The following is an 18,991-nucleotide window of genomic DNA, read 5'->3' as shown; positions in this document are numbered from 1 at the left end:
GCGGGAGAGCGGAATTGAGCCGCAATCACGAATATCGGCAATTGGCTCTGGTCGCCTACGACACAGAGAAGGCTCAGGATGCCGCCCGCGAATTGCGTTCACAATTCACTTTTGTGGCGCAGGAAGACGCGGATGCCGTGGTTGTTTTGGGGGGCGACGGATTCATGCTCCAGACCCTGCACAGCATGCTCGATAACGACGCCGTAAAGCCTGCCTATGGTATCAATATGGGCACCGTGGGCTTCCTGATGAACCGGCCGCGCAAACGCAACGACCTGCTGGCAGCGGTCAATCGCGCCACCAAACGGGCAGTCGCTCCCCTGAAAATGGAAGCCACAGCGCAGGATGGTACAGTTCAGAAAGCCTGCGCCATCAACGAAGTTTCCCTGCTGCGTGAGACGCGCCAGACTGCAAAGATCGAAGTGACTGTCGGCGACAAGGTGCGGATTGAAGAGCTTGTGTGTGATGGTGTTCTGGTCTCCACCCCGGTCGGCTCTACCGCATATAATCTTTCTGCGAACGGGCCCATCTTGCCTCTGGATTCCCAATTGCTCGCCCTGACCCCGATCAGCGCCTTCCGCCCGCGCAGGTGGCGCGGTGCAATCCTGCCGGAACGAAGCGAAATATCTTTCCGGGTCCGCGAGCCCGCCAAGCGTCCTGTTGCCGTTGTGGCTGACCAACGCGAGTTCCGCGATATCGCAGAAGTTTCGATCGCCATAGAGCGGGAATTGGAACTGACTCTGCTGTTCGATCGCGGTCATGCGCTGGACGAACGGATCGTGGCGGAGCAATTCGTTACCTGAAGGGCTTGCCAAACGAATCCCGCGACCATATAGGCGCGTTCTCGCTCGGAAACGGGCTGCTCCCCGATAGCTCAGCGGTAGAGTAGGTGACTGTTAATCACTTGGTCGTTGGTTCGAATCCAACTCGGGGAGCCACTATTTCCTAAACGCCGATCAGAAGCCGCGATCCGACCCAGATCGTGAGCGCAGCCGTAATCCAGCGGATATATTTCGGATCAAGAAATTTGAGCGCCAGCAGACTGCCGATCTGGCCCCCTATCACCACTGCAACCAGCAAGGGCAGGCCAAAGGCAGCCGCTTCACCCAACCTGTCAGGGCCATTCTTCAGCAATTGACCGGCCAGCCCGAACAGCGAATTGACCAGGATGAAAATGCTGGCTGTAGCTGCAATGCTGCGCGCCTCGTTCCAGCGGGTGAGATGAAGCAGCGGCGCGAGGAAGATGCCGCCTCCTATGCCGACCAGCCCCGAAAGAAAGCCAAGAGGAGCCGCAGCGAAGGGCATCAGCCGTGCAAAACGGGCAGCACCGCCCTGCCCCTCCCCTTGCGGGATCAATAGCGCAAGGCCCGCAAGGACGAGGCTGCCGCCCAGCAGCAGGAAGAAAGTGCCCTCCGCAATCGGCGTTAATCCTCCGAGCATGGCAGCAGGGGCCGCAATAGCTGTGAGCAACAACGCCCCACGCCAAGGTGTCACACCCGCACGGGCAAATCGAATTGAGCTGCCAGTGACCACCGCGATGTTACAAATCAGTGAGAGAACCGGGAGGAGCCGATAGTCAAAACCGCTGAGCACCAGCAGCGCGCTGTAGGTCGAACCTCCGCCGAACCCGACCGAGGCATACAGTAGAGCCGTAACCAGGAAAGCGGCGGCAAGCGCGAGAATGCCCATTGCCGCCGCCTGTCAAATCACACTGCCGACCCGTGGCAATGCTTGTATTTGTTGCCCGAACCACATGGACATGGCGCATTGCGGCTGACCTCTTGCCCGGCAAAGGGGTTGTCAGCCGGAGTGGCTGCACCACCCGGACTTGCCGCGGCCCGCGGGCTCCCGGCAAGCGAGCCGAACAGGGCAGGATCGTCAGCCGAGCCATCGCCATCATTGGAATTGTCGAGGCCGGTCAGGGGATCGATATGGCCGGTCAGGAAGTCCGGAAGATCCGGCAATTCTTCCTGCGGCGGCGGTGCCATGCGGAATTCGCTCTTCAACAAGATACCCGTCACGTCCTCCCGCAGTGTATCAAGCATCCGTTCGAACAGGCCGAAAGCTTCCTGCTTGTACTCGTTGATCGGCTGCTTCTGCGCATAGGCGCGCAGGAATACGACCTGCCGCAACGCATCCAGCGTTGCGAGGTGTTCTTTCCAGTGATGATCGAGGCGATCGAGCAAGATTCCCTTCTCTACCCGTTTCCAGATGCCCGGATCGGTCGCGGCAATCTTGTCATCCATGCGCTGCTCGACCTCGGCAAGAATCCGCTCTTCGAAAATTTCCGGCTCGATCTGGTCTTCCTGCATCCAGTTGTCGATTGCAGGCTGGAGTCCGAGAACTTCGTCGAGGCGTTCTTTCAGTCCATCAATGTTCCACTGTTCCGGATAGGAACCTGGCGGGCACGCTTCGGTGACCATCGCGTTGACCGTATCCTGTCGCATGTCGACCACAACATCATCGACCGCTTCACTGTCCATGATTTCAGCGCGCTGTTCGTAGATGACCTTGCGCTGGTCGTTCATCACATCATCGTATTCGACGACCTGTTTCCGAACGTCGTAGTTGCGCGCCTCAACCTTCTTCTGCGCGGTTTCGATGGCCTTGGAGAGCCATTTGGAACCGATCGCTTCGCCATCCTCGAGGTTGGAGTTCATCATCCTGGCGAAGAGCGTGTCCGGACCGAAAATACGCAGCAGGTCGTCCTCAAGGCAGAGATAGAATCGACTGAGACCAGGGTCACCCTGGCGGCCCGAGCGTCCCCGGAGCTGGTTGTCGATACGGCGGCTTTCGTGCCGCTCCGTCCCAAGAACAAACAAACCGCCTGCTTCGAGCACCTTTTGCCGTTCGGCCTCGACTTCCGCCTTGATCCGGTCAATCGCTGCTTCACGCTTGGAGCCTTCCTCCATGTCGGAAAGCTCGTCGTCGATCCGGAACTCGACATTGCCGCCCAGCTGGATGTCGGTGCCGCGGCCCGCCATATTGGTGGCAATGGTCACTGCACCCAAGCGCCCGGCCTGGGCCACAATGTGCGCTTCGCTCTCGTGGAAGCGGGCATTGAGCACCGAGTGCTTTACGCCTTCCTCGTCGAGGAACTTGCTGAGCAATTCCGACTTCTCGATCGAGACTGTACCAACCAGGGTCGGCTGGCCGATCTTGCTCTTTTCAGCGATCGCCTGGGCAATGGCTTTGAATTTATCCTGCGTGTTCTTGTAGAATTCGTCTTCTTCATCGATCCGCTGGACGGGAACATTGGTCGGGATTTCGACCACATTCATCTTGTAGATATCCCAGAACTCACCCGCCTCGGTGGCGGCAGTGCCGGTCATGCCGGAAAGCTTGGGATACATGCGGAAGTAATTCTGGAATGTGATCGAAGCCATGGTCTGATTTTCAGGCTCGATCTTGACGCCTTCCTTGGCCTCGACCGCCTGGTGCAGGCCGTTGGACCAGCGACGGCCATCCATCATCCGGCCCGTGAACTCATCAATGATGACAACCTTGTCATCCTTCACAATGTAATCCGTGTCGCGCTTGAACATGATATTCGCTTTAAGCGCCTGGTCGAGGTGGTGGACGACCTGGGTATTCTCAACATCATAGAGGTTGTCGGTTTCCAGCAGGCCGGCCTCGCGCAGCAGGTCCTCAACCTTTTCATTCCCGTCTTCGGTCCAGCTGATATTCTTGCTTTTTTCGTCGGCCTCGTACCATTCCGGATCGACGCGCTTAACGACCTCGTCGACAGTGATATACAGATCAGTCTTGTCCTCGGTCGGCCCGGAAATGATCAACGGGGTCCGCGCTTCATCGATAAGAATCGAGTCCACTTCATCGACGATCCCGAAATTGAACGGGCGCTGCACCATGCTGCCGCGATCATGTTTCATATTGTCGCGCAGATAGTCGAATCCGAATTCGTTGTTGGTGCCGTAGGTGATGTCGGCATTGTAGGCGTCGCGGCGTTCGTGTTCCTGGATGTTGGGCACGATGACACCAACAGTCAGGCCCAACCACGTGTAAAGCTGCCCCATCCATTCCGCATCACGACGGGCGAGGTAGTCGTTCACGGTGACGACGTGAACGCCCTTGCCTTCAATCGCGTTGAGGTACGTGGCCAGTGTCGCAACAAGGGTCTTGCCCTCACCCGTCCGCATCTCTGCAATCTCGCCGCGATGCAGCACGACGCCACCGATGAGCTGCACATCGAAGTGCCGCATACCGAGCACGCGCACTGAAGCCTCCCGGACCGTAGCGAAAGCTTCCGGCAGGATATCGTCAATCGAGCTGCCGGCCGCCAATTGGTCGCGGAACTTATGCGTCTGCGCCTTCAGCTCATCATCGGAGAGTGCTTGCATCTGCTCTTCGAGCGCATTGATCTGGTTGACCAACTTGCCGATGGATTTGACGTAGCGATCATTGGACGAGCCGAAGACCGATTTCATAAGGGCGTTAAACATGGAAAAGAACCTGACACACTGAATAAGGAGAGCGCCCCGGCACACGGCAACAGGGCGAAAAAGACTGGCATTTCAGGGGTTGAGCCCTACTCGTACGCGCGGTCGATACCGAACATGACAGTAGGCAAGTAGAGCTTCACCGATTTGCGCGGCTTGCAATCCTTGATGCTCTCGCGCTTGACCGGGCTACGGTCGCGCTCTTTGCGCAGGCGGCATTCTTCGCGGCGCTCTTCAGCCTTGGCTTCGGCTCCGCTCTGTACCTGTGGGCCAAACATTTCGCCCACAGCAGCACTGGCAGGAACGCCCATCGCGGCGAACCCGGTCAAAAGTGCAAGCAGAGTGAGTATCTGGCGACGCATAGCTACCTTTCACATAGTCCCGGGCAGGCCATTCGTCCAGCTTCAGTCTGATTCCGGCTCTTCGACCGCCAAGCTTACGGTAAAGGTCAGTTTGCGGGCCTGGGGCTCACCATTGGCATCGCGCCAAGGGCCACTGCCGCGAAAGAGGCCGCGACACGGGTTCTCGTTCCTGAATCCCTTGGGCGGAATCCCTTCCAGCTTCTCCAATCGGCAAGACGTAGTTTGCCCCTTCGCATCGACTTCAGCGACGATAGCGATCGTTGTCTGGTTGAGATCATGCTTGCGGAAACGCCAGCTGCGCGACCCTTCATAAGTTCCCGACACAGGGTTGCCTGTCGCGTCGATGGCAGGTTCGAACTTTGCCCGTTCGACCAGCATATTGCATGTCAGATCGTCCAGCGACTCCGATCCCGAGCTTTCGGTAATCGCGCAATCCTCAACCGACCCATCGTCTGCCACTGCCAAGCGATAATTCACCTCACCCTCGGCCTCTGCAAGGTACGCATCGGCAGGATAGATCACATCCTGGAACCAGCGATAGCGGTTTCCATCAGGATAGGGGTCAGCCGGCCCGCTGCGCGGAGGAGCCGCTGGAAGAGAGATCGGGGCACGAGGCACGATCGATGGCGGACTGGTTTCCATGACCGCTTCGGCAGCAGCTTCCACCGCCTCGTCAACAGCGGCGCCAGCGGAATCCGGTTTCGCAACCTCCTGAGTGGATTGAAGTGCAAGCGCGGCCAATAGTGCAATCATGAAATGCTCCCCCAAGATGCAAGCACGGCACTCTTCGAATGGCTTGCAACCAATGTAAACCCGCAATAGCGCGGCAACCATGGATATCGCTATTTCCCCCCTTGCCCGACCGTTTCCGGAAATGCCCGCCATTAACGGCGTCACATTGAGGGCCAGTCGCGCGCGCTACAAGGATTGGGAACGCGCTGATCTGACTTATGTGGAACTCGCCGAAGGGACGACGGTCGCGGGAGTTTTCACCCAGAGTCTATGCGCTTCCAGCGAAGTCGAAACGGGGCGCGAACAGGTGAAGCGAGGCCGCGCCCGCGCACTGGTCGTCAACGCCGGCAACGCCAATGCCTTTACAGGATACCGCGGGCGCGAAGCGGTAGACGCGATTCGGAACCAGGCTGCGGACCATATCGGGTGTGACGCAGACGACGTGTTCGTTTCGTCGACCGGTGTGATTGGTGTTCCCTTACCGCAAGACAAAGCACGTGATGGCATCGCTGCCGCTTTCGCATCCGATGCTGTGGGTTGGGAAGACGCCGCCAAGGCGATCTGGACCACCGACACGTTCGCAAAGGGTGCCCACACCTCCGCCATGATCGGCGATACACGCGTGGAATTGTGCGGCATCATAAAAGGCAGCGGAATGATCGCCCCGGATATGGCGACCATGCTCGGCTATGTCTTCACCGATGCAGCAATTGACGCGCGTTTCCTCCAACAACTGCTAGACACTATTAACAGGCGCACATTCTCTTGCATCACCGTTGATGGTGACACGTCCACCAGCGATACCGTGCTGGTCTTTGCAACCGGAAAGGCCGGCCATTCCCCCATCACCTCTTTCGACGATCCGGGCGCAGATGCGTTCGCCGCAGCGCTGGAGGATGTGTGCCGCCAGCTGGCCCACCTCGTCGTGCGCGATGGAGAAGGCGCCAGCAAGTTTGTCGCGATCTCCGTTTCAGGTGCAGCAAGCGACGACAGCGCCCGCAAGGTAGGCCTCGCAATCGCCAATTCTCCGTTGGTCAAGACGGCTATCGCGGGTGAGGATGCCAATTGGGGTCGGGTGGTGATGGCCATCGGCAAGGCCGGCGAGCCGGCGGACCGTGACAAGCTATCGATCGGCTTCGGTGGACATTGGGCCGCACGCAATGGCCAACCCTTACCCGATTTCAACGAAGAGCCACTGGCCGCGCATTTGAAGGGGGAAGAAATTTCCATCGAGGTAGATTTGGGGATCGGTTCGGGGCGCTCGACCGTCTGGACCTGCGACCTCACCCATGGCTACATCGCAATCAACGCAGATTATCGCTCGTGAGTAGCCTTGATCGCGCCATCCTGGAACTGGTGAAGGATGTCACAGATACGGTGATCCTGCCGCGTTTCCAGAATTTGGGCAGCGATGAAGTCATCGAAAAGGCGGCCGATGATCTGGTGACCATTGCGGACAGGGAGGCTGAAGCCAAGCTTTCCGTAGGGCTCGCAAGAATCGACGATTCGATCAATATAGTTGGTGAAGAAGGCGCCCATGCCGACGCCTCGGTATTGGACGCACTTTCGGGCGATTGCTGGATTATCGATCCAATCGACGGGACCCATAATTTTGCGCATGGCAATTCGCCTTTCGGGATAATCCTTGCAAGGGCATCAGGCGGACTGTGCCAATCCGGCTGGATTTACGATTGCCTGTCAGGCCGGTTTTGCTCGGCGCATCTGGGCAAAGGAGCGATGGTCGACGGGGAGCCTGTAGAGGCCACCGAGACTGGTGAGGACAAACCTGTCGCCGCAATCTCGATGATTTTCCTGACGCCGGAACAGCAAGACATGGTGCAACGCACGATCGCGCCCCACTATCGCCTGGTCGACATTCCGCGTTGCGCGGCCGAGCAATATCCGCGGCTTGGCCTGGGAGAGAATGACATTTCCAGCTTCAAGCGCACTCTGCCCTGGGATCACGCGGCGGGAATTCTCTGGCTCAACGAAGCAGGCGGCAAAGCAGCACGGCTAGACGGAACCGAATACCGTGTTGACGAGGCCGACAAGCCGGGGCTCGTCGGCGCATCGTCTGCCCGATTGTGGGATACGTTTGTCGCGCGGGTGCTGGCCAATCAAGGCTGACCGGCACCCTACCCCGTCAAAATCAGAGCTCGCTTTCGATCCAGTCTTTCAACTGGCTTTTGGGCGCCGCGCCAACCTTCCGCGCCACGGCTTCGCCATTTTTGAACAGGACCATTAGCGGGATCGACTGCACGCCCAGCTCGCTGGCCGTATCGGTGTTTTCCATGATGTCCATCTTGGCGATCGTCACCTGCTCTCCCAGCTCTTCGCTGATCTCTTCGAGAGCCGGGGCAATCATCTTGCAGGGGCCGCACCATTCGGCCCAGAAATCGACCAAAACGGGCTTTTCGGACCCGAGCACATCGGTTTTGAAGTTGGCATCGGTTACGGTTGTGGTGGCCATGACGGCTATCTCCTGTTGATTACACTCTATCTAGGCAGCAGGTTCGCTCGCTCCAAGAGACCGGTGACAAAGCTTTCCTGCTAATCCTGCAACGCGGCTTTGTGTTGCGCCAATTTCGCGGCGGGAAGCGCGAAGATTGCCGCCGATTGCGTATACAATATTGCCGTTTGAACCTCGCGCCCCGGAAAAATCGTTTCCAGAGCGACGCTATAGGCTGCCATCTGCTTTACAGTGGAAAGCGGGATGTCTTCCAACCTCTCCGGCGGTCGCCGAGCAGTTTTGAAATCGATGATTTGGACTGTGTCTTTCTGAACCAACAGCCGGTCCACTGTGCCGGCGATCACTTGCCCACCGACTGTCGCAGCCAGCGGTACCTCGGGAAGGGCGTCCGGCCCAAATATTTCTGCAAAGCGCAGGTCGGTAAGGACAGAGAGCGCACATTGCAGCATTTCTGCGCGATCTTGAGGACTTACTTCGCTCGCATGCCGCTCCAGCCATTGCCGCCCGGCAGCCTCGCGCTCTCCCGCGCCCAAATCCGGCAAACGTTCCAACAGGCTGTGGATCAGCACTCCACGCCTTGCAGCTGCGTGAGCGACGTCGGCAGAGAGAGGACGATCCGGCCCCGTATCGTCCGCTGCAGACGACGGCGCGAGAGGTCTTGGAGGTCGTGGCTCTGGCCCGACGGGGGTTTTCAGCCACGACGGCAGTGCGATGTCGGGGCCAGTCTCCGCCAGAGTGCTTTTCGCAACCGGCGGTGGCAGTTGGCCCCACTTCGTCGCGGAATGCCAGATCGTATCTTCCACTGGGTCACTCTTCATCACAGGTGATAATCTGGCGTACCAGCTGTCGGGCGTAGGCTCTTGCTCGCGGCTGCCCAGAGCACCGCCGACGTATAGAGCTTCTTCGGCCCGGGTCATGGCGACATAGAGGAGACGCCAATGCTCCTCCTTGTCAGCCTTCCTGGCTTCCTCCTCCGCTCCGGCGACCGGGCCGACCTTTTCGTCATTGGGTATCGGCGGAAGAGGCACCAGTTTGCCGCTCTTCCCTTCTTCCAATTCGATCCCTGCCGTGCGCGACGTATCTGGGTTTCCGGTTGCATCAGCCAGGATCACGATTGGGGCCTGAAGCCCCTTAGACCCATGCACGGTCATCACTCTAACCAACCCGTCATCGCCACCTGGCTCGCGTTTCAATTCACCGTCACCGGCATCGAACCACTGGATGAAGCCCTGCAGGCTCGCTGTATGGGTGTTGGAAAAGGCGAAGGCGGCATTGAGCAGCTCATCGATCGGGTCATTCGCTTCACGCCCGAGACGAGAGACCAATTTGCGACGCCCTTGCCACGGCCCCGTCAGCATCCAGTGCAGCAGGGCCGCCGGTGGCTCAAAATCCACCCGCTCCAGCAATGAGCGGAGCTTATCGGCAGTTGCCATGACAAAGGGATCATCGTGCTTGCGCAGATGGTCCCACAAGGCGCGTTTCTCGGGACGATGGCCGTGCTCCAGCAAATCCTCCTGGCTCCACCCGCCTAAGGGTGAAACGAGCAGATTGGCGAGATTGAGATCGTCGGCAGGTTGCACGGCAAACCGGATGGCTGCCATCAGGTCCTTGACCGCCAGTGGCGCGCCAAGCCTGAGCCTGTCGACACCCGCAACCGGAATCCCGGCAGCGTGCAAGCGAGCAACGATCAGGCCCGCCAGCTCCCTGCGTTTGCGCACCAACACCATGAAATCACCCGGACCAGCATTGCGGGCCTTGCCCTTCGCTAGCGGGTGGCCGTCATCCAGCCAGCTCTTGATCTGTTCGGCGATCCTGTCAGCCATCGCGCGCTCCGGGGCGGGCAACCAGCTATCCTCTTCAGATGGTTCGTCTTCGGCATTCTCGCCAACTTTCACAGGATGCCACAAGGTCACCAGTCCTGGGCGGTCCTCGCCGACGTGGATTTCTGCTGAACAGTCGAGGCCGATCGCCTCGGCGCCAATAGCCTCTATCGCTGCGTCGACGAAGTCGAGGACCGGCTGGGCCGTCCTGAAACTTCGCCCCAATCCAAGAGAGCGTAGCTCGCGAAGATCAATCAACGGCTTCGTGCGATCCTCCAGCGACAGGGCACGCGCATTGGCGATCGCCTGCTCGATTTCATCCGCGTAAATCTGGCGCTGGCGGGCAAAGTTTTGCGGGCTCGTGCCCTGGAACCCGAAAATCGCCTGCTTGTAATCGCCGACCACAAAGATCGTGCGCAACCGGCCATCACGCTGGCCAAGGCCGGTAAAGAATTCGCCGGTCAGAGCCTTGATGATCGACCATTGCGTTGCGTTGGTATCTTGCGCCTCGTCGACGAGAATATGATCGAATTGGCGGTCCAGCTTGTACCGGATCCAGTCCGCAAGATCGGAGCGTGACAACAGATCGGCCGCGCGACGGATCTGGTCATCGAAGTCGATCAGGCCGTCGCGTTCTTTCCGGTCCTGCCAGGCAAGCGCGAACTTTCGACCGAGCGTAAGCGCAGGCACCAGGAACTCTGCGAGGGCCAGCAACGCTAACTGCTCGCGTATCGTCGCGATTGCTGCGCCCACCCGCTCATGACTTTGCGCGAATGCATCGTCCGCATTCTTGGGTAATCGCGGATTGCCATTCTTGAAGAAGAATGCGGTGGCCAAATCATCGACCGACGCAAGTCTGGCCGCAGGGTCGCTGGCAAGCCAGGCCTCGCCCGCAGCGACGGCATCCCGCCCACCTTTCGCATTCCACGCTGCATAGTGGGCCAAGCAATCACGCAAGGAAGCAACGTCGAAATTGCCATCGTCGCACAGCTTGGCAAGTTGTTCTTCGCAGCAGTCCCCTGGCAACCCCAGCAGACCGAGCACGCGGGATCGCAAGGGAGGTTGCCAGCCATCGGGCCCGGTCCACAGATCGAGCTGTGCAGCGCACCGCATCATCCACGACTGCGCGCCTTCCGGCCCGAGCCTGATGGTGAGCATGGCGATTGCACTCAGATCGTCCTGATCGGCTTCCAGCAACAACTCCGACAAGACTTCGCGTGACAGAAGAACACGCTCCCGGTCCTCCATCGCTCTCGTCCCGGGCACCAGCCCTGCTTCTTCCGGAAAAGCGGCCAACAGCCACTGCGAGAACGCGTGGATCGTATCGATCCTGAGGCCCCCACCCGGGCAATCGAGCACCCGTGCGAACAGCGTCCTGGCGCGTTCCTGCGTCTCGGAATCTACAGGAGCACCGATGGCCCGCAAATCAATCGCCAGACTTGCGGCATCCATCCGCACCCAGCTTGCCAGTACTTCGTTGACCCGCGTTGCCATTTCGGCAGCGCCAGCTTTGGTGAATGTCAGGCAAAGGATCGATTCCGGCCCGCAGCTTGGTTGCAAGAGCAGGCGCAACACGCGTGCTGAAAGGACCTGGGTCTTACCCGTCCCTGCACTCGCAGACAGCCACACGCTATCTTGCGGATCGACCGCCTGCGCTTGCTCGCCCTTGAGCGGATAGACCAGCTGCTTGCTGCTCATTGTTCCCGCCCCAGCCACTCTTCAAGCCGCATCAGTTGGTCATAGGTGCCGTAACTCTTCGCATCGGGATTGAGGCGTGCCGTGAAGGGCTCCTCACCAAGGATCCAGCGATCAAGCGCGTCGTCCAGGAATTCTTGCGCTTGCGGCAGAAAGTCTTCAGGCGGCAGGCCGCTCCGCTTCCTGCCGGTCATCAGCGGTGTTTCAACATAGCCGAACCCGGTATCGGAGAGTTTGGATTTGCCCAAAGACCAATACTCGAATGCAGTCGCCGCTCCATTGATGCCGTGTTTGGCGAATCCGCCCGCGCCCACGATCAGCCCCAAAGTCCCAAGCTGCAAAGCATAACCCGCTTCCACTTGTGCTCCGCTGGGTGGGGAACCAGTCTTGTAGTCGATTACGGCATAGGATCCGTCGGGCATCTCGTCGAGCCGATCTATCCGGCCAAATATCTCTACGCCCCGCTGCTCGAATGCGCCCCATTGTTCCCACAACACTGGCTTTCGCTGGTCGTCAGCTTCAATCGTGTTCTTCACCCATTCCAGGGCCTTGCGCAGGCGTGGCTCCCACAGTGCGCGGGTCAGCGGATGGGCGTTCATCTGCTCCAGCTCAATGTCGGCAGCCGCAAACAGATCGCCGCCATTGGCATGCCAATTTTCGAGGATGGCATGCGCGACTTGCCCCTGCCAGGCAGGCGTTGGCTCCGCATCCAGTGTATCCAGCTCTTTCAACCGCAGGATCGACCCAGCGTAGAACTGGTACGGGTCGGACCGGAGCCGATCGAGCGCCGTGACACTGATGCGAACCTTGCGCTGTTCAGGCGTCGGGACCGGTTGTGGTCGATCGTAGCCCTGAGCAGTTAGCCCGTCATCCAGCGCAGCGGCCCAAGTTGGCAGGTCTCTCTCGCTATGCCTGTCAGTCAGCTCACCGAGCAAGGCTTTGACCCGCAAGAGGAAGCGGGATGCGATCGCCGGCCCTTCTGCATCACGCTCTGACCGGCTCAACAAGACCTCGGGAGCACCCAGCGCACCGGCGAGATCGTGGGCCGCCAAACCTATCCTGAAATCAGTGCCGGGCACGCCCAGAGCCCTCAGCACAGGTGGTGCCAAGAGCGGATCGACCGTTGCACGGGCTGGCCAGCTGCCTTCGTTCAGGCCCGCGCAGATAATCAGGTCTGCGCGGCTCATCCGTGCCTCCAGCAGGCCATAGACCGTCACGCGTGGATGCCCCCCATAAGGCGGACGGACGGCAATGGCGTCCATCACATCGCTTAAGATGCCATGCAGGTCGCGTGGATCGATACGCGTGCCCACGTCCCGGGCATTGATACGCAGATCCTCGATCGCTTGCGATAAGGCCCGCCCATCTTCTTGCGCCCAGAGCCCGTCACCGCACAGGGCTTGTCCGACCGCCGACAAAAGATCGAGCAAATCGGCCAGTTTCGCGTCGTTTGCGTCGGTGAAAAGAGGCTGGAGGGTTTCAACGACCCCTGCCCACCATTCGGAAACCTGTGCTTCCTCTGCGATCGCGGCAAGTGGCGCCAGCCCTGGTGCCGGACGAGGACCGCGCAGCTCCAGCTCCAGCGCGCGAACAGAGGAAAGCCATAGTGCTCGATCCTCTGATCTCTTCACCAGCGGATGTGCCAGCAAGGCGATCAGCGGCACCGGGGCGGCTCGTTCGGCGATGAGTTCCGCCAATAGCAGGATCACCCTCCCTGCCGGAGTCTGGCCCAGCGGACGGCCAGCGGAATCGTCGGCCTCGATGTTCCAGCGCCGCAAATGCTGGATTACTCGCCCGGCAAGATTGCGGTCGGGCGTAACAACGGCCACCCGCTTGGAAGGCTGCTCCAGCGCCTGCCGAACAGCCAGCGCGACGGACTGGGCCTCAGCTTCCGGATTGTTTGTTTCGAGTAGGCGCACACCTGACAGGCGGCGTTTCTCCGCGGGGAGATCGACCCACGCCTTGCTCGCTTTCGGTGGCAGGAACAACGCGCTGATCGCATGGCTGCGCTCTGGCGGCGAGGCACCCAGTCCCCTGCGATGCCATGCACGCACTTCCCCGCGGGCGATGCCCATCCGGTTGAGCAAGAGTTTCAGGTGGTATTGCGGATGGGTCACCGCGTCTTGCGCAGAAAACGCTGGACCGTCAGCTTCAGCGGCTATCCCAGCGAGGCCGAGTTCGTCCCAGACTGCATCATCCAATGTCAAATCCAGATCGGGCAAGATCACGGCGCCGTTTTCCAGTTCGGCGATTGTCCGCAGCATCCGCGCAAGCGCTGGCGCAGCACTGGTTACACCAGCAGCCACAACCGGCGTATCGGGTGGCGCGCCTTTCCAGCGGCGTGCCGCCTGATCGAACAGCCTGTTGCGGCGTGCGGCAGTGTCAATGCGGCCCATTTGCTCCAGTTCAGCGAGCCATTTGGCCTGGATCCGTGCGAACCGGCGAAGGGCGTCCTGCCAATGGCCGGAGAGGTCGCCGACCAGATCGAGGACCCGGTCTCCGATCAACTCTTCCGGGCCGATATCTTCCACCAGCAACCGGTCCATCGTCGCTCCGACGTCGCGCGCGAGATTGAGCAAAGCTGGCCCCTTGGGTGCAGCCCCGCCCATCTCTTCCTTCAGCAGCTCCGCCAGCCTTAGCCAGCGATATGTTCCGTCCACAGCGGGCGGGATATCTCCTGCCACTGCCGGATCAAGCATGCTTCCGAGCGCTTCGTCGAGATCGAGATCGCCGACGGCAACCATACGTGGCATTAACAGCCCTTGCTGCCCCGCTTCTCCGAAATGACGGACGAATGCCTCGGTAACGGTGCGGATAGTGCGGGTGCTTGGCAGCAGAAGGGTCAGGCGCGCTAACCCGAACTGGCCATCCGAATATCGTGGCACAAGGCCGGCCACCAGCGCATCGGCAAAGCCGCGATGGGCGGCAATGGAGTAGACGTTCGGGCCTGGGCGGTCAGCCACCCCGCAGAGCCTCCTCAGTCGGCGCTATCGCATCCGGCGTGCCGACCTCAAACCATTGCCCGGTGAATGGCAATCCGAAAAGGCGCCCTTCCTCCAAGGCGCGATTCCACAAGATGTTGGTCGAAAACTTCCCCTCTGGCGGGTCGCGCAAGAGGCGATGCGCAACGATCTGGATCCCGGTGAAGATATAGGGGGCGCGATTGTCACCTTCGCGCCGCCTAATCCGGCCCTCCCCATCCAGATGAAAGTCTCCTTTGCCGGTAAAGTTTGTGGCCTGCGCGTGAGGGACGACCAGCAGCAGTGCGTCCATTTCGTCTGGATCCCAGCGATCCGATAGGTCAGCGAAGACATTGCGAGGCCCATCGAGCCAGATATTGTCCGAGTTGAGGCAGAAGAACGGATCAGGCAATTGCCCCTGCGCCTTGATCATGCCGCCACCCGTTTCGAGCAGCATATCCCTCTCGTCCGAAAAGGCGATGGCAGGATTTGCCCTCTCCTTCAGATGCGCTTCGAGAGCATCGGCCATGTAATGCACGTTGACCACGGCGCGTTGGACACCAGCCTCTGCCAATTTGTCGAGGGTATGATCGACCAGCGTTTTACCAGCCACCTGCACCAGAGGTTTGGGCTTTGTATCAGTGAGCGGGCGCATGCGATTACCCATGCCGGCCGCCATCACCATGGCTGTATCGGTTGCCAGTCCGCTCATGTGATGGAGCCCCCTTTTGCTTCGCGGAGCGCTGGAGGGACATTCTCGTCAAACCAGTTTGCTACCGGACCGAGCGCTGGATGCTCAAGATCACGCTCAAGCGCATCCCAGACCCGCGGAATGAACGCCGGATAGCGGGCCTTCCCATCGCGCCTGAACAGGCGGGTGAATATACCGACAATCTTGGCGTTCCGCTGCGCACCGAGCAGCGCGTAATCGGCCTCGAAATGCTCCCCGGCATCAACCTGTGCCAGGTAACGGTCCAGCATCCGCCGTTCCAATGCCGGATCAACATCGCGCCGGGCATCCTGCAACAGCGAAACCAGATCGTAGGCAGGATGCCCGACCAAGGCGTCCTGGAAATCGATAATGCCCTGCGGACCGGTCCCGTCGGGTGCCGGACCTAACAGCATGATGTTCTCGGCATGATAATCGCGCAGGACTGTCACACAATGACGCTGCCGCTCGATCAAAGGTGTTAAAGCCTCGTTCCATGCTTGATCGAAACTATGATCATCTACTGCTAGGTTTTGGGCGGGACAGTACCATTCAGTGAACAGTCGGGCCTCGCGAAGATAGGTCGGCATATCATACGGAGCAAACGGTCCGGGCTCCAGGCGATGGAGCGGAACCAGCGCGTCAATCGCGGCGCCATACGCGCCCTCTTCACCAGCAGGATTGTCATCAAGCCAATCGCGCATCCGGTCATTCCCGAAATCTTCGAGCAGGATCCAGCCAGCGTCCGCATCCTCAGCCATGATCTGCGGCGCGCGCAGGCGGTTTTCGTTCAGCCAGTGCCCGACATGCAGGAACGGACGGGGGTCCTCGCCTGGCGGAGGTGAATGCATCAGAAGGGCGCCTTCGCCTGCAAGGTTGAGGCGAAAATAGCGTCGGTCGCTTGCGTCACCCGGAATAGGATTGATGGCGCAGCCGCCCCAACCGGCCCGATCCAGAAACTCGATGCCCCCTTCGGGCAAGACCTTGTCAGCGCTCGTCATGGCGCCCGCCCTACCCAGTCAGCGCCCGGTTCGACAATCGCAACACGGCCGTCTTCCGCAACTTCCAGCTTGATTGAAAGACAACCGGTCTCGTGTCCGAAACCGCCTGCCTTTTCCGGCCATTCCGCCAGCAATGCCGCGCCGTCCCGATAATCGTCGAGGCCGATCTCCTCCGCCTCTGAAGGATCTTCCAAGCGATAGAAATCTGCATGCACGAGCGGCGGGGCTAACCCGTCATAGGTTTCCACAATGGTGAAGGTGGGCGACGGGACCTCTCCCCTATGCCCGAGCGCCGCAATAATTCCGCGTGCAAGCGTTGTTTTGCCTGCCCCCAAACCGCCCGACAGGGCAACCACATCGCCAACCCTCAGCACATTGGCAATCCGGCGACCAAAGGCCGCCATTGCATCAAGGTCCGGCAAGTCGACCCTCACGGCAGCAGGATAGTTGCGCTGGTGCCCATGCCCTTGCGCGACTGGATGTCCAGCGTGCCACCATGCGCTTCGATCAATTGCCGCGCCAAAGGTATGCCCAGGCCTTGGCGGCGCTCCATTCCTTTGCCGTCTGCACTGGGGCGCAAGCCCTCCATCGCGCGCCTGAGCTCCTCTGGCGCCATGCCAGTGCCATTGTCGGAAATCACGATCCGTGTGCCTTCCGGCTTCTTCGACAAATCGACCAGGATCTTGCCGCCCTTGGGCGTGGCTGCGATTGCATTGTCGATCAAATGACCAACGGCGCGCGACAATTGGCGCGGATCGGCTTGCACCTTGGCCACGCCGCCGCCCCGCAGATCCAGCGAAATGCCACCGCTTTCAATGCCGCGCTCACGCTCGCGCACGACCCGGGTTACAAAGGGAAGCAGCTCCAGCTTCTCTTTTGCAATTGGCAGCAAACCGGCTTCGCTCTGGGAAAGGTCCAGCACATCCTCGACCTGGTCTGTGAGACGCCCGACTGAGTCGAGAATGGCCTGCACATATTCCTTGCCCTGATCGCTAAGTTCACCCGCAATGCCTGCGTCGAGCAATTCCGCAAAGCCACCAATGGAAGTAAGGGGCGTGCGGAATTCGTAGGACATATTGGCCAGGAAGCGGGTCTTGACCTCGTCTGCCTGCTCCAGCGCCTGGTTTCGCTCTCGCAGTGCCGTTTCCGCCTGCTCGTTCGCAGTCACATCCAGCGTTGTCAGCAAGCCGTTTCCGTCGGGGAGCGGAACGCCTGCAAATTCCAGAGTCCGCCCGTCAGCGAGCGCGACGCGGCCAGCCTGCTCCTTCCGGTCCAGCGTGGCCGTGCGAATAACCTCACCGATCCGGCGGACGTGTTTGGGCTTGGCAAGATTTCCAGCAATCTCCTCCAACACTCCGTCCACCGCTGGGTGTTGGTCCAAGACTTCCTGATCGATCCCCCAGGTTCCGGCAAAGCTGCGGTTCCACAATTGCAGGCTGCCATCCGGGGCAAAGACGGCCAGTGCTTCGAACAGACTGTCGAGCGTGGCCGTGCGCGTTCGGAGCAAAGTGTCACGCGTCGCCGACAATGCCAATTGTTCGGTGCGATCCTCTGCGATCAGCGCCAGGCCACCGTCTGGCATGGGCTGCGCGACAATGCGCAGATGCGTGCCATCAGAAAGCGGCCATGCCTCTTCCTGAGCCTCTCCACTTGTAAACCACTCGACATGCTCGGCCCGCCAGGCCGGGAAGTCGCGCACTTCCGGCGTCCGTCCCTCGTCACGCGCGTCGCTCAGGAAGCGATCAAAGGCCATGCCATTCGCGCCGCTGCCCGGCCGAATGGCAAATATCCGCCGGAAGGGCTGGTTTGCGAAGCTCAGCTTCCGGTCAGCATCGAACTGTGCCACGCCGGTGGACAGCCGATCCATCATGCTGCGCTGGGCATTGGCGTAGGCTCGGTGCGATCGCGCCTGCTCTTCCATTTCCTGAATATCGACGGCGTATCCTGCGACACCTTCCGATCCCAGCGGCAGGTCCGACACGCGCAAAGCCCGGCGCTCGTCGCCTATGGTCGCCTGGACAATCCGTTCGACCGGACGCCCTTGCTGCGCCGCTTGCCCCGCAATCTGGGCAGCGTCCAAGCCATCGACCTGCTCGATCAACTCGGTCTGATTTGCGACGACGGCATCGGCACTCTCGGCCCCCACAGCAGCGACATACGCACTGTTCACAAGGCGTAGACGGGTGTCGACACCACGGAACCACATCGGCATCGGGGCCGCCTCGATAAGGCCGACCAGGGCTGCAAAGTCCCCCTTGGCGCGAGCGGTCTCCTCGCGCATTCGGCTGAGCTCCGTCTCGCTTTCGCTGAAATCGAAGATCCACACCAGCGCTGCGCCGCCTGGGGAAACCTGAGGATCAGCTAGCTGGCCTCGCAAGGCGAGGCTGCGCTGGGAACCCGGCACCGTCAGTGCCATCCGGAATGGAGCCGCCGTTTTCTGGGCACGCCGCACCTTCTGGGTCAGGTCGGTGAGATCTTCTTTCGACAAGCCCCGATCTTCGCCACTCGCCAACTCGCTCAAAAACTGAGGCAGAGTGTCAAAACCCAGCCAATGGGCAAGGCGCTCCGAACCCTCGATCCGGCCATCCGCGCGCACCAACAAGGGTATGGCGGGCGCCTCGTCCAGCATCCGCGCCATCCGGCGTGCGGCCCGTCGGCTATTTTCGGCGTTGCGTGCTTTGGTGCCGGCACTGATCATCAGCCAAGCTGCCCCCGCAGTCCAGGCGGCAAGCAACAGGCCGATAAGCGCCAAAGCTGTGGGTGCGAATTCCATTGTCTATCCAGC

General features: G+C 60.2%; 14 protein-coding genes and 1 tRNA gene. 4 read left to right on the top strand and 11 right to left on the bottom strand.

Annotation, left to right across the window (positions count from 1 at the left end):
- The first annotated feature begins 14 nt into the window (after nucleotides 1-14).
- Both ABD653_RS01545 and ABD653_RS01540 read left to right on the top strand, forming a co-directional pair.
- Entirely contained in the window at nucleotides 15-803 is a 789-nt protein-coding gene (locus ABD653_RS01545) for an NAD kinase (RefSeq protein WP_160779536.1), read from the top strand.
- Between the two features lie 60 nt (nucleotides 804-863).
- A tRNA-Asn gene (locus ABD653_RS01540) sits at nucleotides 864-938 on the top strand.
- 7 nt (nucleotides 939-945) lie between these two features.
- Here the strand turns inward: ABD653_RS01540 and ABD653_RS01535 are convergent.
- From ABD653_RS01535 to ABD653_RS01520, 4 genes are all read right to left on the bottom strand, one after another.
- On the bottom strand, nucleotides 946-1,689 hold the full coding sequence (locus tag ABD653_RS01535; protein ID WP_160779535.1) for a sulfite exporter TauE/SafE family protein: 744 nt from the start codon (nucleotides 1,687-1,689) through the stop codon (nucleotides 946-948).
- Between the two features lie 17 nt (nucleotides 1,690-1,706).
- Nucleotides 1,707-4,460 carry a preprotein translocase subunit SecA gene (secA, locus tag ABD653_RS01530; protein ID WP_160779534.1) on the bottom strand — a complete coding sequence of 918 codons (2,754 nt, stop codon included), beginning with the start codon at nucleotides 4,458-4,460 and terminating at the stop codon, nucleotides 1,707-1,709.
- A gap of 86 nt (nucleotides 4,461-4,546) precedes the next feature.
- On the bottom strand, nucleotides 4,547-4,819 hold the full coding sequence (locus ABD653_RS01525) for a hypothetical protein (RefSeq protein WP_160779533.1): 273 nt from the start codon (nucleotides 4,817-4,819) through the stop codon (nucleotides 4,547-4,549).
- A gap of 42 nt (nucleotides 4,820-4,861) precedes the next feature.
- Nucleotides 4,862-5,572, bottom strand: a complete 711-nt coding sequence (locus ABD653_RS01520) for an energy transducer TonB (protein WP_160779532.1) — start codon at nucleotides 5,570-5,572, stop codon at nucleotides 4,862-4,864.
- A gap of 79 nt (nucleotides 5,573-5,651) precedes the next feature.
- Here ABD653_RS01520 and argJ point away from each other — a divergent pair, with 79 nt between their 5' ends.
- Nucleotides 5,652-6,878, top strand: coding sequence for a bifunctional glutamate N-acetyltransferase/amino-acid acetyltransferase ArgJ (argJ, locus tag ABD653_RS01515; RefSeq protein ID WP_160779531.1), 1,227 nt, complete (start codon nucleotides 5,652-5,654; stop codon nucleotides 6,876-6,878).
- Nucleotides 6,875-7,678, top strand: a complete 804-nt coding sequence (locus tag ABD653_RS01510; protein ID WP_160779530.1) for an inositol monophosphatase family protein — start codon at nucleotides 6,875-6,877, stop codon at nucleotides 7,676-7,678. The genes argJ and ABD653_RS01510 overlap by 4 nt, the downstream gene beginning before the upstream one ends.
- 22 nt (nucleotides 7,679-7,700) lie before the next feature.
- On the opposite strand, the gene trxA is transcribed toward ABD653_RS01510, so the two are convergent.
- From trxA to ABD653_RS01475, 7 genes are all read right to left on the bottom strand, one after another.
- On the bottom strand, nucleotides 7,701-8,021 hold the full coding sequence (trxA, locus tag ABD653_RS01505; RefSeq protein ID WP_160779529.1) for a thioredoxin: 321 nt from the start codon (nucleotides 8,019-8,021) through the stop codon (nucleotides 7,701-7,703).
- An 80-nt stretch (nucleotides 8,022-8,101) separates the two neighbouring features.
- Nucleotides 8,102-11,539, bottom strand: coding sequence for a double-strand break repair helicase AddA (gene addA / locus ABD653_RS01500; RefSeq protein ID WP_160779528.1), 3,438 nt, complete (start codon nucleotides 11,537-11,539; stop codon nucleotides 8,102-8,104).
- The gene (locus ABD653_RS01495; RefSeq protein WP_160779527.1) at nucleotides 11,536-14,499 is read right to left on the bottom strand and encodes a PD-(D/E)XK nuclease family protein; all 2,964 of its coding nucleotides are present in this window, start codon (nucleotides 14,497-14,499) and stop codon (nucleotides 11,536-11,538) included. The genes addA and ABD653_RS01495 overlap by 4 nt, the downstream gene beginning before the upstream one ends.
- Nucleotides 14,492-15,208 carry a nucleotidyltransferase family protein gene (locus ABD653_RS01490; RefSeq protein ID WP_160779526.1) on the bottom strand — a complete coding sequence of 239 codons (717 nt, stop codon included), beginning with the start codon at nucleotides 15,206-15,208 and terminating at the stop codon, nucleotides 14,492-14,494. Before ABD653_RS01490 ends, ABD653_RS01495 begins: the two co-directional genes overlap by 8 nt.
- The gene (locus ABD653_RS01485; protein WP_160779525.1) at nucleotides 15,205-16,206 is read right to left on the bottom strand and encodes an aminoglycoside phosphotransferase family protein; all 1,002 of its coding nucleotides are present in this window, start codon (nucleotides 16,204-16,206) and stop codon (nucleotides 15,205-15,207) included. Before ABD653_RS01485 ends, ABD653_RS01490 begins: the two co-directional genes overlap by 4 nt.
- Complete coding sequence (gene tsaE, locus ABD653_RS01480; protein WP_160779524.1) at nucleotides 16,203-16,640, bottom strand: tRNA (adenosine(37)-N6)-threonylcarbamoyltransferase complex ATPase subunit type 1 TsaE; 438 nt, start codon at nucleotides 16,638-16,640, stop codon at nucleotides 16,203-16,205. Before tsaE ends, ABD653_RS01485 begins: the two co-directional genes overlap by 4 nt.
- Nucleotides 16,637-18,979: a sensor histidine kinase gene (locus ABD653_RS01475; protein ID WP_160779523.1), complete on the bottom strand. Its 2,343-nt coding sequence runs from the start codon at nucleotides 18,977-18,979 to the stop codon at nucleotides 16,637-16,639. The genes tsaE and ABD653_RS01475 overlap by 4 nt, the downstream gene beginning before the upstream one ends.
- Nucleotides 18,980-18,991 lie beyond the last annotated feature (12 nt).

It is taken from the genome of Parerythrobacter jejuensis (genome assembly GCF_039536765.1).
GTDB classification, from domain to species: Bacteria; Pseudomonadota; Alphaproteobacteria; order Sphingomonadales; family Sphingomonadaceae; genus Parerythrobacter; species Parerythrobacter jejuensis.
This window is presented reverse-complemented; position numbering and strand designations above follow the sequence as displayed.